Genomic DNA, 15,661 nt, shown 5'->3' on the forward strand with positions numbered 1-15,661 from the left:
GAATTACTATTAATAAATCGACAATCAATAAAAAGATTTTGATTCTGATAGAGATGCAAAGCTTATAATCTTATTTTTTTGAAGTAAATATAATAAGAAAAAACGTATAAATTATAGGGAAAAAATTACTTTATAATTTTACTAATGTTATAACCGGTTGTAATATAATCCAAAACTAGCAAACTTGTCTTATATTACAAGCCTTATATTGGATAAACTTCTTTCCCTATTTTCCCTAATTTTTTCCATATCCTTAAATATATGGAAACGATGAAATTAAATGAATAGAATGCGAACTGAAGCCGATTTATCGCGCCCACCATTAATAATATTGATATCCCTAGTACTGGGAATTATCTTAACTGGAATTACAAAGACATACTATGGGCAACCTAAATCCATGAATATTATTTACATTTCAATATTGCTTTATATTTTAATCATCGTAACTATTGCCTTGGCTTTATACAAAGGGCTAATAACAGAGATGAGGCACAATATATTTTCAAGGAAGAAAGCATTTGTCAATGATGAAGAAGAGCCTGAGGATAGTATATATCTAGAAAATATGGAGGGCGGTAAGGATTGCTGTCCTTATTGTAATAAAGAAATATTTGACTACTGGGATATCTGTCTTTATTGTGGGAATAGTTTGAAGTATAAGAGCAGGTTCAGATTTCTAAACACTAGAAATTTATTTTCAGCAAATAAAGCATCAAGCGATTACGAAGAAGATCCTGAAGATAGCATAGATTCAGACGATATGGATGATGATAAGGATTACTGCCCCTACTGTAATGAGGAAATATATGGCAGTTGGGACATTTGTCTGCATTGTGGAAAAAATCTAGAATTAAAGAAAGGCATAATTTACAAATTCAAGAATCCCATTTCTATTTTATCTATACTCCTGATAGCTTTTATGATAATATGGGCCATAACACTATCCTTTGCTCCAAATGCTGAAGAATATACTATGGAAGGAAATTCATTATACAATCAAGGAAAATACGACGAGGCTCTAGAGAAGTTTGATAAGGCTTTAGAGATAAATCCTAATTTTGCTTATGCATGGGAAGGCAAGGGTCTTGTACTTCATAATAAAGGAAAATACGACGAGGCTATTGAATGTTATGATAGAGCTATTGCCATAAATCCTAATTTTGCTCAGGTTTGGTATAACAAAGGACTTGCATTTGAAGAGCAGAGTAATTATATTAAATCTATAGAATGCTATGATAAGGCAATTTCAATAGATTTAAACTATATTTACGCGTGGGAAGGAAAGGGAATAGTATTTTATATACAAGGTAATTATCCCCTAGCGATCGAATGCTATGATAAGGCAATTGCCATAAATCCAAACTATGCATCCGCATGGGTTAACAAAGGGGCTGCTTTTTTAATACAAGGAAAATACGATGAAGCTATTGAATGCTTTGACAAAGCGATTGTTATAGATCCTAATTTTGCTTATGCTTGGTGTAACAAGGGACTTATACTTGGAGCTCAAGGCAAATACGATGAAGCTATTAAATACTATGATAGAGCTATTTTAATCAATCCAAATTTTGCTTTTGCATGGTATAACAAAGGACTTGCACTTAAAAAACAAGGTTTGTATTTTGAATCCATTATATGTTTTCAAAAGGCAAAAGAACTTGGTTACAAAGAATCGGCCAATCTATAGTTTATTAAGTTAAACTTAATAATTTTACTAAGTTTATTATCCTAGCATAATTTTTTATCTAATTAAGGAAATTATACTAAGACTAATCCAGACCCTATACCCAAAAATTAATCAGTATTTAGATAGATTTTAAATATATCTTAAACCTCTTTTATTATAGTTGAGGGATTTTGTGATATCTAAATCGGGTAAGGACTTTGACATAATATTAATTACGGCAGAGTATTACGACGATCACCCATTATCTCCTTCAGGAGTTATCTCAAGAGTCCTAGAAAGTAAAGGTTACAAAATCGGGATTATAGAAAAACCCTTAACAAAAGAAGATTACCTGAAACTTGGAACGCCAAAATTATTCTTTGCTGTTACGTCTGGATCTATAGATAGCATGCTCCATAACTATACGCCATTAAAAAAAAAGAGATCAGAAGACCCGCACTCTAACTTATCTTTGATGCCTGATAGGGCTTTGATAGTATACTGTAACAAGATTAGAGAATACTTCAAGTCGGCAGTGATTGTTATAGGTGGAATAGAAGCTTCAATGAGGAGATTTGCCCATTATGATTACTGGAACAATGATATCAGAAGGAGCATTATCTTTGATACTCGAGCAAACATTTTAGTATATGGAAATGGAGAAAAACAAATTCTTGAAATAGCAGAAAGATCAAGAAAAGGCATCGAACTTAAAGGAATTCCAGGGACATGCATCATAAGTAAAACTTTGGATGAAGGATTCGAACTGCTTCCTTCGTTTGAAGAAGTAAAAGAAGATCCACTAAAATTTTGTGAAATGCAGAAACTACTTTCAAATAAGAAGAATTTAGCCCAGTTCTACGATAATAACTATCTCCTTCAATACTCTTATCCAGAATACACAACAGAAGACCTAGATTGGATATACTCACTACCATATTCAAGGAGACTTCATCCTAATTCTCTTTTAAAGATGGCAAAATTTTCAGTTGTTACTCATAGAGGTTGTATAGGTAATTGTAATTTTTGCTCACTTAAACTCCACCAAGGAGATAAAATAGTTTCAAGGAGTGAACGTTCAATCTTAAAAGAAATAGAATCACTAACATCTCATCCAGATTTTAAAGGATATATAGATGATCTTGGTGGGCCTTCTGCAAATATGTATGGGATGGATTGTGCAGATAAATGCAATCAAGAATGCATTAACTGTAATAAACTAGACAAAAGCCATATGAAATTAATCTCGCTTTTAAAAAAAGCTAGGGCGATTAAAGGTGTTAAGAAAATATTTGTCAGAAGTGGCATAAGATATGACCTTGCAATAGAAAGTAAGGAATACATCAAAGAACTATCAGAGCACCACATATCTGGCTGTCTTAAAATAGCGCCTGAACATTTTTCTGAAAAAGTTTTGACACTTATGAATAAGGATAATTCGAGATTTGATGAATTTGTTTCTTTCTTTGATAGTATTAACAAAGATAAAAAACAGTATCTTAAGTATTATCTAATGATTTGCCACCCAGGCGATGATGAGAAAGAAATAATGAAATTAAAGGAAAAAATAAGTTACCTGTCAAACATTGAAAGGTTTCAAGTTTTTACACCGACGCCCATGACAAATTCCACATGTGTCTATTGGACTGGGATAGATCCAAATAGCATGAAAAGAGTTAACGTCATACATGACTACAAAACAAAAAAGAAATTAAAACGCATAATACTACAAGAAATTGATAACAAAAAATCTCGTAGTTAAATTTCATACAATGCCTCATCAGTAAATTTTAAATATATTATTCGCCTATAGTAATAGAATAAAAATATCAAAAAAGGAAGTATTTATTAATGAGTGAAAAAACAATGGAAGGTTTTAGAGGAGAATTCCGGGAAATGCATGAAGCTGTCTGTTCTGAGTGTGGCAATATGACAAAAGTTCCATTTAAACCTGACGGGATAAGGCCAGTTTATTGTAAGGATTGCTATAAAAAAAGAAGGGCTAGAAAGTATTAATAACGTCTATTGAATTCAAATAAATATACTCTTGTTAGATTGTAAAATAAATAAGGATTAAAAGAAATCCCCAAGGGTCATCTGTTTATTTTTAGAATACTTTAAGTTTTCTTCTGTGTATCCAAATCCTTTAAGAATTCTCATAACTGCGGGCAATACTTGATTATCAATATAATAATCGGCGTCATATTTATATCCTGCATTTCTAAATGATTCGACGTCAAAAGATCTATCCCTAACCATGCCATCCCCACTTTTTACAATAAATGATATCATTGAACCTGCTTTAACTTCCTCTCCTTTTTCTTTCATCCGTTGTGCTACAATGACGTGAGGCCCTATTTGTTTGTATCTTGATAGGGGCATTGTTAATTGAGTGTATATAATAAGTGAATCTAAAGGAGTTTTACCTTCAATTAACTCTTGGGTAATTTTCCTAACAATTTCAGCTGCTTTTTCTGGTCCTTTGCCTTCTAATATAGTTCTTAAAACTTCCTCTTGTGTCTTCTTCGCAATATCGGCCCAATCCCTCCTTACAACTTCTAGACCTTTAGTTGTAATATTGTTCTCTTTATCGATGATTGCGTATCTTTTCTTAGAAACGAAAAATCCACGCCTGTAATATCCTTGAAATTCCAGTTCCATGAAATCAGGGAGGATAGAGTTAACTTTATCTCTAAAATATTTCGATTTTTCCATGTCTTCTGATCCTAATCCTACAAATAAACTGTCAGTATCTCCATAAAGAACATCCAATCCCATCTCTTCGGCAATTTTTATTGCTTTGTGGATATATTCTCTTCCCCATGAAGCGATGCTTGAAGCCGCTTCTTTTGAATACCATCTTGAACGGGGATACCCCATATAGCCATAGAAAGAGTTAGCAAGGATTTTAAGAGCCCATTGCTGGGATTGATAAATAGTCTTCTCATTTTTATCAGAAGCTTCCTTTAATTTTTTCTTAATCTGTACCCTTCTTTCGATAAGTTCTTTTAATATTTCAGGAATGAATCCTTTTTTATTGAGACAAAAATTAACTCCTTCTGGAGAGGTATTATCGCAACAATCACAACCTATTGTATTTGGGTCTATATTGTGTGCAATAATTATGGAGGGATATAGTGACCTAAAGTCAAAAACAGCTATGTGCTCGTGAAGTCCTTTTTTAGGGTCCAGAACAAATCCACCTTCATAAGTTTCTGAAGACCTTTCTAGATATTCACTGCCTTTTGGTTTATTAGGGACTATTGTTTTTTCTTCAAATGCTCTTTTCATTAAAAGGTATTCAACCATATTAGAGGAGGCCATTCGAGACATATCAAAAATATTCTGCCCAACTATCCTTGAGAGTTCTATTTCTAGAGGGCCTATTGCAGCACCAATTTCCTTTGCTGCTACAGCATCCTCTTTATTGTATAATGCGACTTTTAATAGTCCTTCTTGTGTTCCTTCTTCCCAAAACTGATCCATCTCAGCTAGCTGGATTTTACTTTTCTCTTTACCTAAGAAATTGAGATAAACATTTTCAAGGGTGTATTTATTTAAACTTAGTAGTTTTCTACTTAGTGGATAAAGGTCAATATGTACCATGCCTGGGATCTTGCTACTATCATTAATTCCTCTTCTATCAATTCTTATTTCATCTAATACGGGGTGAGATATTTTCAGTTTTTTTGCCCTTTCATATATGTAAGGAAAATCAAAGGTATCCCCGTTGTAAGTATAAAGTATATCAGGATTGTACTCTAAAAGAATATCAAAAAATTTCTTTAACATTAATATTTCATTATCAACGACCTCAATATAATCTGCCGTGACATTTTTATAGGTAATTACCTTATCAAAATCATTAGTGGAAATACCAACCATGATGATGGGATCATTTTGGGCATCAGGTTTTGCCTTGCAGTATACTTCTATATCAAATGCTAATACTTTTAGAGACAAATTTAGATTTCCCTCTATTTGGAAATTATTTATAATGGGGATTTCTCCCTCTTTTTCAATTTCAAAATTGTAGTGTATTGCGGGGATAAGATTTTTATCAATAAGAAACCTTCTAGCAAAGGGAATGTCATATTCATAAATGTCTGAAATATCTTCTATTTCTTTTCTAAGATTGGGCACATCCGAAGGGTGATTAAATATAACTTTTAGGACGGGCACTTTATTGCCAAAAATATATCTCTCTTCAACAATACATTTTTTAATAGTTAAGAATTTCCCATGGGACTCTTTACTTATTCCTTCTATAAGCTCCTTTTTAGATTCGATCTCTCTCTGATCGCACACTGCCCAAATATATGGCTCAAAGTCTTTGTAGAATGCCTCTATTTTTGAATCATTCTTAAGAATTAGTCTAACATATGCTTTCTCGTTGAATGTTTTGTAATCAGAATCTAATACAAACATAAAAATATTTATTATTCTTAATATAAATAGGTTATTACCCCTAATTTTGGGATTAGTCTACTATAGTATTGGGGATGATTAAGCTAGTTCTTTAACACTAGTAGGAAGATTTTTGATATCAGTTACTTATATTGTTTAAAATACCTTTAATTGAGTTTCCCAAATTTATAACAACACTAATGTTTGTTTCAGACTGTTCTTTGTTAGAGGAACACTAGAATAAAGCATATTGATAAAAAAATAATATATAACTTATAATGGATTTAATCGAGTAGTCTTTTCTGACCCTCTAATTTTTGGATAGTGGCAATATTTTGACTTGATTCAAGGCATCCTAAATAATTTCCATCTTGATCTCTTAATGCATAATATTCTATCATTACCTTCTCTTTTTCACCATTTTTTCCAAGAGGGAGGTCAATCCAAAATCTTGCCTTATCTCTTATCCCTTCTTTCATCTCACTGATTATCTGTTCAACTTTGTCAAGACTTCTTTCAGGATGGCACTGCCTAACGTCCCTTCCTAAAGCTGCTTCCGGTCTTTTAAATATTCTTGTCTCGTGTTTATTCCAAGCCAAGACCTTATCATCTTCATTTAGAACTGAAAATTCAATAGGGATGGTTTCAAGAATTGCTTCAAGTATTTTACCATCAATTTTTCCAATCATATAATCTACCATGAGATTCCGATTATTTTATTATAATACCTTTGTTTGTTCAGTTGGCCTTGGAACTTTAACAACAAGGAAACGAAATAATTTATCGCTTTGATTTAGTAATCTGTGCGGAATCTTTGCAGGGCTCTCAATAAGTAAATCTGGATATACTTCTTCCTTTTCATCTCCGATTTCTACAATTCCTTTTCCTTCGAGCACGTAAAAAAATACATCAACAGGAGTGATGTGTTTTAAAAGAGCTTCTCCAGGTTTTAATGTTATATGGATAGCTTGTGCCTTTTCGGAGTCATATAATTTTCTAACATCCACTTTATGTGGGGTTTCAATAATTTTTTGTTCATTTACTTTAACTATTTTCATTTGATCACCTTTATATTTTTATAGAATCAAATTTACAGATCTTTTCACATTCATAGCATAAAATACATTTGCTACCTATTATCTTCATTTTTTCGTTATTTAATTCTATTGCTTCTGTGGGGCATGCTTTCTTGCACAAATTACAGTTTGTGCAGGAGTGATTGTCTATATTGGGCATTAATAATCTATTTAACGAGGGTAATTTCATTATTAAACCAAAAGGACATAAATAATTGTGCCACAGGTCAGAAGTAAATAACGCCAATATGGGAAATGCAACTATTAGAAATGGAATTTTTATTTTAATTGGAATTATTAAGCCAGAAATTTTTAATATTATCAAAATCAGTAGTATAACTGAAATTGGATAATAAATAGATCCTTTCTTTAATAAACTGGGTGTTTTAATTTTTTTCAAACCTAATTTATTAACAATGTGCCCCCATCCCTTGTCGAACGCGTGGAAAGGGCAAAAATAACCACAGAATATTCTCCCAAATATTAAAGAAGATAAAGAAACCCCCAACATCCACAAGAGTAAAATAGATTCTTTTTTATTTTTAATAAATATTACAAAAGCCACTATAGAAATGGCTAAAGTCAAAACTTGAATAATTCGTCTTATGTTCATATTTTTTGAGATTTTCATTTAAATTATAAATATTTCCACAACTTTAATATATGAAAAGTATTATTTGTTTCTATGGAAATTGAAGAACAGCTAATGAGAGTTGGATTAACTGAATATGAATCAAAGGTACTTTTATCTATAATCAAAAACAGTGAGTCTTCAGCAAAAGATATTTCCATAGATTCGGGAGTGCCCTACTCTAGAATTTACGATACAATCAATGGCTTACTAAAAAAAGATTGGATAAAGAAAAAGGAAGGAAGGCCTTCATTATTCATTTTAGGGGATATTAATGAAAGGATAGAGGAGTACCTTAATGAGAATAAAAAAATAGCAGAAACAATTAAACTTAATTTAGAAAATCTTTCAAATAAAAATAGATATGAACTCTTACCAACAATAAATGTTGAAAGAAATTGGAAAAATTTTTATAAGAAATTTGAAGAGTTGGGCAATGAATCGAAAGAATTAACTTGTGTTTTTGGATTTTTTAATTCAATTGCCTTTGAAAAAATCAATTCAATATTAAAAAATAAATATTTTCCGAAAAATCTATTTGTTAAAAGTGAAATATTAAATAAAGAACTGATAAAAGAATTAAAAAACATTCCCCCACTATTTAATATCAGAGTGCTACCCTTTACACCAAAAGTATTGTTATTTCTTTTTAATAGCAAGGATATACTTATTGTTCTCCCTCCTTTATCTGAAAATACTGATTCTGAAGAAGGGGAAATAAAATTCCTTGAGATTAGAAACTTTGAAATAGGTAAAATATTAGATAAGATGATACAGATAGCATTGGTAGAATCACGGCCCTTGGAAGATATACAATAATAGGACTCCTAAAATAGTGAGACTCAATTATTATAAAAAAATTACTGAAAAAATAGTTTATGGAGTAAATTGGAAAAGATATGAGAATTAGAATTTGATATAACTCCAATTTGTTAAACTTATCCTAGTAACAAATTTTTTATACTCTTAAAAATATATTTATATGGTGTTCAATATGAAAATTGAATATTTAGGCCACTCGGCTTTTAGAATAACGGGTTCAAGAACTATAATAGTAGATCCGTTTCTAAATAAGAATCCGAGAGCTTGTTTGAAAGCAAGTGACATCAGAAAAGCAGATATTGTTTTAGCAACTCACGGTCATGGGGACCACCTTGGAGATTCCATAGAGATATGCAAGAATACTGGTGCAGTGTTTGTAGCTATTCATGAATTAACTCTTTATGCCCAAGAAAATGGGATTACAAAGACTGAAGGAATGAACATGGGAGGTACCATTGAAATTGATGGAATACAAATAACTGCAGTAAGGGCGGATCATTCCAGCTGTATTAATGTAACAGATAAAGGAGGATATTCCGGAGGAAATCCAATTGGTTTTGTAGTAAGAGACGGAAATAAAGCGTTCTATCATGCGGGAGATACTGGACTTTTTAAAGATATGAAGTTAATTGGTGAGCTTTACAAACCTGATGTTTCTCTACTTCCAATAGGATCTAGATACACTATGGGGCCCAGAGAAGCTGCTTATGCAGCCAAATATTTAAAATCAAAAATAATTGTTCCAATGCATTATAATACAACACCTCTAATAAGACAAAATCCTAGTGAACTAAAGATTTTTGTCAACGAGTTTGAATTAGATGCAGAGGTGAAGATCTTAGAACCCGGGGACTACTTTGAAATTTAAAGATGAATTATTTTCTCCCTATATTTTTCTTATTGGTTTTATTATATTTTGTATAATGGGACTAATGGGAAAAAATTACTTTATTGATTATTATAATCCTGGAATTTCTTTTTACACTTTATTGTATATCTTGTTGATTAGTTCACTATTTATTGCTGGAAGTAAATTTAATCTAAATATTAAAGAAAATTATTTGATAGGAATAATATTATTTCTTGTAATATTTATTACATTTAAAAGATTTGGATATTATTCTATTATTTTATCCTTGTTAGCTCTAATGATTATTATTATGGTACGGAAAAATTATTTTTCCATATACTACAAAGAAATTTATATTCTAGGGTTTTTATTATGTTTTCTGAATATATTAATTTTGGGTAAGCTTCCATTATTAAATCCAGAAATTAGAGAACTAGCACTTACGCCTTTATTTGTTCTTGGATACTCGTTTGTATTAGTGTCAAATAACTTTGGAATCTTAAAAAGTAGATATCCTTACTACCTCATATTTCCGATTACTTCATTATTATTATTCGTTCTATATGGATTTAGAACGTATATAATACTTTTAATTATTTCAACTATGATTATGTTTTATCTGTTAGACAAAAAACAAAAAACATTGTATTTTGGTCTAGTCGGCTCAATAATAACTATCGTGCTAGGTTATATCACAGTATTATTACTTCCCCAAAACTGGAAACTAAATCCTTTCGAATTACTATGGTACAGAGTTACATTTACATTTGATGTGTTTGATAAAATATGTGCAAAAATAGGATTAAATCTATTTAGCAATTATTCGTTATTAACAGAAACTACAACAGGGTACATAATAAGTCAAGAGATACTTAATTATTCCCACAACATTACTTCAACTATATTTGGCCCGCCTATTTTTGATGGAGGCCTTATTGAAGTTATGATATTTACCTTATTTGCCTCAATATCGCTGTTTAAATTATACAAAAGAACTAAGGACAATAGGATCCTAATCCCGTATTACAGTCTGATATTATCAATATTTTTAGTTTCGATAGAAATAAGCCCTTATCCCTTAATTTTACTTCTAATTCCGCTCTCAATTTATATTTCTAGTTTAAATTTATCTAGTGAACAATTATGAGTTTGTCTCCTTTTTGTAATGTATCTTCCGTATTTGGGTTTTTTATAATTTTTTCGTCTCTAACAATTGCAAATACTTCGTCCCCTACATCTTTAACAGTTTTTCCATAAAGGTCTTCCTTTAATGCAACCATACATATATTTTCATTATTGGAGAGAAATATTCTATCAATAAGGGTCAAAAAATCAGGGATATTTACGGCATGAGCAAGTATTTTTCCAGTTACCACCTGAGGGGATACAACTTGATTGACGCCAATTTTGTAGAGTTTATCCATATTCTCTAAATTAGCAGCAGTGGATATTATCCTTATTTTATCGTTCATTGACTTTGCAGTAATTGCGGTAAATACATTATCCGAATCCTCATTTAAAGCTGTGATTATTATTTTAGCTTTTTCAATTCCTGCTTTTCTTAAAATATCTTCTTTTCTGGCATCCCCAAGCACGACATTATAATCTGTTGTTTCAGAAATCATTTTTGTTAGGATTTCATTAATTTCTACAATAACAAACTTAGAGTTCATTTCTTTTAGTTCTGAAACTATAACTTTTCCAATTCTGCCGTAACCACATATTATAATATGATCTTCAATTTCTTCCATTCTCTCAATCCCCAATACCTCTTCTATTTTTTGTTTAATTAAACGTTCTCCTATCTGTTCAACAAAAAATGCCAGTATCATTATATTTACTACTATGAATAAAGAAGTGATTATTCTACCCAAAGTAGATGTAGGATGTATATCTCCGTATCCAACGGTTCCAAGCGTGACTATGGTAAAATAAATGGCATCTAATATGGCCAACTTTTCAATATACGCAAAAGTATTAACTTCTATTACAAAAAAAACCATTATTGTTAAAAGGATTTTTCCTTCTCGGCTCTTTAGATAACCTAATGACGGACCATTCTTAAAGTGTCTTGTCATCATAAAATAATAGTTAAATTATAATATAATATTATTGGTTTTTAGAAGATATTTTTATATAGTCTATAAACTAAATTATATAGCGATATAAATGAAAGAGTATGTCTTCAATTTATTTAAGACTGTTAAAGCTGAAACTTTAGAAGAATCTATAGAAATTCTTTTATCTGAGCCTATTAAAATGGGCGATATCAAAAATTTTTATCGGATAAGTGAGAAGCGACTTGTTTCAAGAGAAACCTTAAAATGTGGCAGTTGTGAATACGAAGGTCATTTTGGAGTACTACATATAGATATGGATAAATTTCCAGAAAGAAAAGGAAATATAGTTACCATATATATGTGTCCAAAATGTCTTTCACTTGAAAGAATATACTGATACGATTGCGACTTTAATAGATTTGAGTTCAGAACTCAAAATCATCATCATAGCCTAACGCTCAGAAGGGGTCGCTCATCATTATAATAATTATTTCCGACATACTTTTAAACTTTTTTTTTAACTTCTTTTTATGGGTGAACATATAATCGAAGCTTTGGGCAAATCTAAGGTAGTTATAAGGGATGGAAAAGTTGTAAGTGTTGAAGATCCCATTATAGATTATTGTCCACTTTTTGATAAATATAGGGGAATAAAGAAATTAACTAAAGAATCAATAAAAGAAAATATTGAATTTAGAATTAAAGATTTTGGTATGTGCACTGAAGACAGGAAATTCACTTCACAGGATTTTTTATCTATTGGTGCAAGTGAGATTATGTCAACTTTATTAAAAAAGGGATTTTTGGACGCTGTAGTTATTGTAGGGGATGGTTGTGGAACAGTTATTTTAACAGATCCCGAAAAAGTTGAGGGTGTAGCGGGAAGGATATCAGGAATTATTAAAACATGTCCCATTAATAGTGTAATCACTTTTATAGGTAAATCTAATGTATTAAATCCAGAAACCTCCGAGATAAATCAAATCGAAGGGTTAAAAATGGCAATATCAAAAGGTTACAAGAATATTGCGATTACAGTATCAAACGCAAAAGAATTACCCGAAATAAGAAAAATTGAAAAGGATAATTTTTGTAATGTTATAATATTTGGGGTCCACACTACAGGGGCTTCTATGGAAGACGCAATTATATTTCTGGAGCAAGGAGATATAATAACTGCATGTATGTCTACAGAAATAAAAGAAGTTGGCGATAAAAGGGGCATTTACAAAACTAAGACAAAAATCCCCATTTATGCACCCTCTGAAAAAGGGAAAGATGCAATTGAATTAAGATTAAAAGAAATTGAAAAGAAAAAGTAAAATCAATTCTATTCAAGATAAGCTTTGTGTATTGCTCTTATTGCTTTGTATCCGTCTTCTTTAGATACCACGAAAGATATTGAAACCTCAGAAGATCCTTGAGAAATCATAAGTATATTGACCTTATCATTTGCAATTGCAGTAAATAATCTTCCGGCAGTTCCTACTGCGCCTTTCATTCCCTTACCCACTACACTTATGATGTTGACCCCTTTTATATGAGAAATATCTCTTACTAAATCTTTTGTAGGAAATGCTTCTCTCAAAGCTTTTTCAGATTTTTCTGTGTCTTTTTCAGATATTACAAAAGAGATATTTGCTTCTGAGGATCCTTGAGAGATCATATAAACATTGATACTATGGTCGCCTAATGCGTTGAATACTTTTGCAGCTACCCCCGGAACTCCAATCATTCCGGCACCAGAAACATAAACTATGGCTGCATTTTCAATTATGCTTATGGCCTTTACAACTTTGTGATTAGCTTTTGTATCTTTAAGTATCAAAGTACCAGAAGAGTCGGACATGCTGTTTTTTACTCTGACAGGGATATTTTTAGTAACTGCAGGTTCAATAGTTCGAGGATGTAATACTTTTGCACCAAAATAGGCTAGTTCCATTGCTTCAAGGTAAGACATCTCAGGAATAGTGTATGCATTGCTACATATTTTAGGGTTTGTAGTCATTATTCCATCAACATCAGTCATTATCCATATTTCTTCAGCCCCAATTCCTGCTCCGATTATAGATGCAGTGTAATCAGAACCCCCCCTACCAAGGGTAGTAATATCTCCATCCTTACTTTTAGCTATAAATCCAGTAACTACTGGAATCATGCCTTTTTTTAATAAGGGCAATATTGTATCTGATGTTTTTTTGTAGCTTTCGTTAAATAATACCGCTGCTTCTCCAAAGTTATTGTCAGTTACAATCAAAGAAAAGGCGTCAATTTTATCTGATAAAACACCTTGCGCTTCAATAGTTTTTGACAATATTAAACTTGAAAGTCTTTCACCGAAAGATACTATTCTGTCTTTTGATCTTAAAGAAAGTTCGCCTAAATAGTGGACCCCTATCAAACTTTTTTCTAGATCAACTAAAAGAGTATCTATCCCTTCTTTGGTAATTTTTAATATTTCATCATTTTTAATGTTTTTACAAGCATCAAAATGCTTGGATCTAAGTTCATTTAAAACGGGGGCAATATCCTCTCCCTTAAGGGATTTATCCGCAGCCCCAAGAAGCATGTCAGTTACCCCAGACATTGCAGAAACTACAACTACCACTTCGTTTCCTTTATTGTATGTATCAATGGCTATATTTGCAGTGTTAAGGAATCTATCAGCATTCCCAACTGATGTCCCACCGTATTTCATTACAATTCTCATCAAAGACCCCCAAATATGTTATTTAAGCCAAAAATCTACTTAAAAGACTTTCTAAAAAAGAAATTTCCTTTCTCTTCCAGATATCTTTTTTAAATAATCTATAGATTCTTTATAAAAAGGAAATTTCTCTTCATCTTTTTTAAATTGTCCTGTATGTATTTTTCTTCTACCTCTTTTATAAATGAATCCAAATTTAATATGTAACATTTCATGATACATTATATACTCAACTACAAACTTAGGCGTTCTCTTATCGTCTAAAAGACTTGAAACTACTATCTCATTTTTAGAACGGTCGTATCTACCAAAAATTCGATAAGCCCTTCTTTTAGACCACCTTAATGATGGCTTAGATATTTCGTTAGAAAAGAAATTATTATTTATTGTAGAAAATATTTCCTCAAGGTCAAAATAATTTCCAACAGGAGCATGTATTCCATTTATAGTGTCAAAAGGTTCATTTATAATAAGGTTGTGGATATAATCATTATATGTTCTTTTGTATCTTGGGGCGACTCTAATCCCTTTAATCTTAGATAAAAGAATATAGGCAAGAGATTCTTTAACATCCTGGGGTGCATCTCTCAACCTATCTGAAACCCTCACATATAAAATACCTTTTTTTACCCTGGCCGTATTCTTTATACTTTTGTAAGAATAATATTCTGAAACAACCTTATATTTAAATCCAAGACTAAGTGATACATTAGAAATTATTTGAGTTAATTTAACATCCATTGGACAAACTTCTAATGTTGTCTTATAAAGATTTTTGGGAAAACATTTATAATATGGTTACGTTGTTTGTTCGTGATTAATTGTACTTCCCAATAATTCTTAATACAAATAAAAAAGTTTTAATTATCGGTGCAGGGAATGTATCCTTAAGAAAAACAAAAAAACTTCTGGAATTTACAGATAAAATAAAAGTTGTTTCATTAGAATTTCACAAAGACTTTGATAATTTAAATATAGAAAAATTAAAAATGAAGATAAACGAAGAAAATTTTCCTATTTTACTAAAAGAAGAAATATGTTTTGTTATACTATCATTAAATAACAAGGAACTGAATAAAAATCTTTGTGAAATATGCAAGAATCATAATATAATGGTAAATGTAGTTGATAATAAAGATATATCGGATATTATCTTTCCAGCAGTCATAGAAAGAGAAAATCTTCTCTTGGCAATATCAACCAAAGGCGAATGCCCATACTATTCCAAAAAACTTAAAGAAGAATTAACTGAATTTATCGATAGTAAGGAAAAGGAAGCAAAAAACTTAATTAATGCTAGAAAAAAAGGAGAAATCCTTGAGGCCTATGGAAGAATAAAGAGAGGATAATAGATGTTCCTATTAAACTTTAAAATTACTTATCAGAATGCACCCGTGCATGTAAGAGAAAAATTCTCCTTTTCAAAAAAACATAGAAAT

16 protein-coding genes are annotated in these 15,661 nt (G+C 31.1%); 9 read left to right on the forward strand and 7 right to left on the reverse strand.

Annotation, left to right across the window (positions count from 1 at the left end; all coding sequences use genetic code 11):
• Positions 1 to 280 precede the first annotated feature (280 nt).
• The 3 genes from HPY60_04110 to HPY60_04120 all read left to right on the forward strand — a co-directional run bounded on the left by HPY60_04110 (position 281) and on the right by HPY60_04120 (position 3,685).
• The gene (locus tag HPY60_04110; protein ID NPV50366.1) at positions 281 to 1,690 is read left to right on the forward strand and encodes a tetratricopeptide repeat protein; all 1,410 of its coding nucleotides are present in this window, start codon (positions 281 to 283) and stop codon (positions 1,688 to 1,690) included.
• Between the two features lie 172 nt (positions 1,691 to 1,862).
• Complete coding sequence (locus HPY60_04115) at positions 1,863 to 3,431, forward strand: YgiQ family radical SAM protein (GenBank protein ID NPV50367.1); 1,569 nt, start codon at positions 1,863 to 1,865, stop codon at positions 3,429 to 3,431.
• Between the two features lie 89 nt (positions 3,432 to 3,520).
• On the forward strand, positions 3,521 to 3,685 hold the full coding sequence (locus tag HPY60_04120) for a DNA-directed RNA polymerase (protein ID NPV50368.1): 165 nt from the start codon (positions 3,521 to 3,523) through the stop codon (positions 3,683 to 3,685).
• 57 nt (positions 3,686 to 3,742) lie between these two features.
• Here HPY60_04120 and HPY60_04125 read toward each other — a convergent pair whose 3' ends face one another.
• The 4 genes from HPY60_04125 to HPY60_04140 all read right to left on the reverse strand — a co-directional run bounded on the left by HPY60_04125 (position 3,743) and on the right by HPY60_04140 (position 7,765).
• On the reverse strand, positions 3,743 to 6,097 hold the full coding sequence (locus HPY60_04125) for a DNA polymerase (protein ID NPV50369.1): 2,355 nt from the start codon (positions 6,095 to 6,097) through the stop codon (positions 3,743 to 3,745).
• Positions 6,098 to 6,360: 263 nt separating this feature from the next.
• A complete protein-coding gene (locus tag HPY60_04130) occupies positions 6,361 to 6,765 on the reverse strand; it encodes a PAS domain-containing protein (GenBank protein ID NPV50370.1) in 405 nt (134 codons plus the stop codon).
• Between the two features lie 30 nt (positions 6,766 to 6,795).
• Positions 6,796 to 7,134, reverse strand: coding sequence for a cupin domain-containing protein (locus HPY60_04135; protein ID NPV50371.1), 339 nt, complete (start codon positions 7,132 to 7,134; stop codon positions 6,796 to 6,798).
• A gap of 10 nt (positions 7,135 to 7,144) precedes the next feature.
• Positions 7,145 to 7,765 (reverse strand): 4Fe-4S binding protein, encoded by a 621-nt coding sequence (locus HPY60_04140; protein ID NPV50372.1) that lies wholly within the window; start codon positions 7,763 to 7,765, stop codon positions 7,145 to 7,147.
• A 72-nt stretch (positions 7,766 to 7,837) separates the two neighbouring features.
• Between HPY60_04140 and HPY60_04145 the strand changes: the two genes are divergently transcribed.
• The 3 genes from HPY60_04145 to HPY60_04155 all read left to right on the forward strand — a co-directional run bounded on the left by HPY60_04145 (position 7,838) and on the right by HPY60_04155 (position 10,602).
• On the forward strand, positions 7,838 to 8,602 hold the full coding sequence (locus tag HPY60_04145; protein NPV50373.1) for a hypothetical protein: 765 nt from the start codon (positions 7,838 to 7,840) through the stop codon (positions 8,600 to 8,602).
• Between the two features lie 175 nt (positions 8,603 to 8,777).
• Positions 8,778 to 9,473 (forward strand): metal-dependent hydrolase, encoded by a 696-nt coding sequence (locus HPY60_04150; protein ID NPV50374.1) that lies wholly within the window; start codon positions 8,778 to 8,780, stop codon positions 9,471 to 9,473.
• Positions 9,463 to 10,602: a hypothetical protein gene (locus HPY60_04155; GenBank protein NPV50375.1), complete on the forward strand. Its 1,140-nt coding sequence runs from the start codon at positions 9,463 to 9,465 to the stop codon at positions 10,600 to 10,602. The genes HPY60_04150 and HPY60_04155 overlap by 11 nt, the downstream gene beginning before the upstream one ends.
• Here HPY60_04155 and HPY60_04160 read toward each other — a convergent pair.
• A complete protein-coding gene (locus tag HPY60_04160) occupies positions 10,586 to 11,533 on the reverse strand; it encodes a hypothetical protein (GenBank protein ID NPV50376.1) in 948 nt (315 codons plus the stop codon). The genes HPY60_04155 and HPY60_04160 overlap by 17 nt on opposite strands.
• A gap of 91 nt (positions 11,534 to 11,624) precedes the next feature.
• Here HPY60_04160 and HPY60_04165 point away from each other — a divergent pair, with 91 nt between their 5' ends.
• Together HPY60_04165 and HPY60_04170 are read left to right on the forward strand one after the other, a co-directional pair.
• Positions 11,625 to 11,912, forward strand: coding sequence for a hypothetical protein (locus HPY60_04165; protein ID NPV50377.1), 288 nt, complete (start codon positions 11,625 to 11,627; stop codon positions 11,910 to 11,912).
• Positions 11,913 to 12,045: 133 nt separating this feature from the next.
• Positions 12,046 to 12,837, forward strand: a complete 792-nt coding sequence (locus HPY60_04170; GenBank protein NPV50378.1) for a DUF2099 family protein — start codon at positions 12,046 to 12,048, stop codon at positions 12,835 to 12,837.
• An 8-nt stretch (positions 12,838 to 12,845) separates the two neighbouring features.
• On the opposite strand, the gene HPY60_04175 is transcribed toward HPY60_04170, so the two are convergent.
• Both HPY60_04175 and HPY60_04180 read right to left on the reverse strand, forming a co-directional pair.
• The gene (locus tag HPY60_04175) at positions 12,846 to 14,225 is read right to left on the reverse strand and encodes an aspartate kinase (GenBank protein NPV50379.1); all 1,380 of its coding nucleotides are present in this window, start codon (positions 14,223 to 14,225) and stop codon (positions 12,846 to 12,848) included.
• Between the two features lie 51 nt (positions 14,226 to 14,276).
• On the reverse strand, positions 14,277 to 14,963 hold the full coding sequence (locus tag HPY60_04180; GenBank protein ID NPV50380.1) for a hypothetical protein: 687 nt from the start codon (positions 14,961 to 14,963) through the stop codon (positions 14,277 to 14,279).
• Positions 14,964 to 15,043: 80 nt separating this feature from the next.
• On the opposite strand from HPY60_04180, the gene HPY60_04185 reads away from it, so the two are divergent.
• Entirely contained in the window at positions 15,044 to 15,571 is a 528-nt protein-coding gene (locus tag HPY60_04185; protein NPV50381.1) for a bifunctional precorrin-2 dehydrogenase/sirohydrochlorin ferrochelatase, read from the forward strand.
• The last annotated feature ends 90 nt before the right edge of the window (positions 15,572 to 15,661 follow it).

Origin of the sequence: Methanofastidiosum sp. (assembly GCA_013178285.1) — an archaeon.
In the GTDB taxonomy this organism is placed as follows: Archaea; Methanobacteriota_B; Thermococci; order Methanofastidiosales; family Methanofastidiosaceae; genus Methanofastidiosum.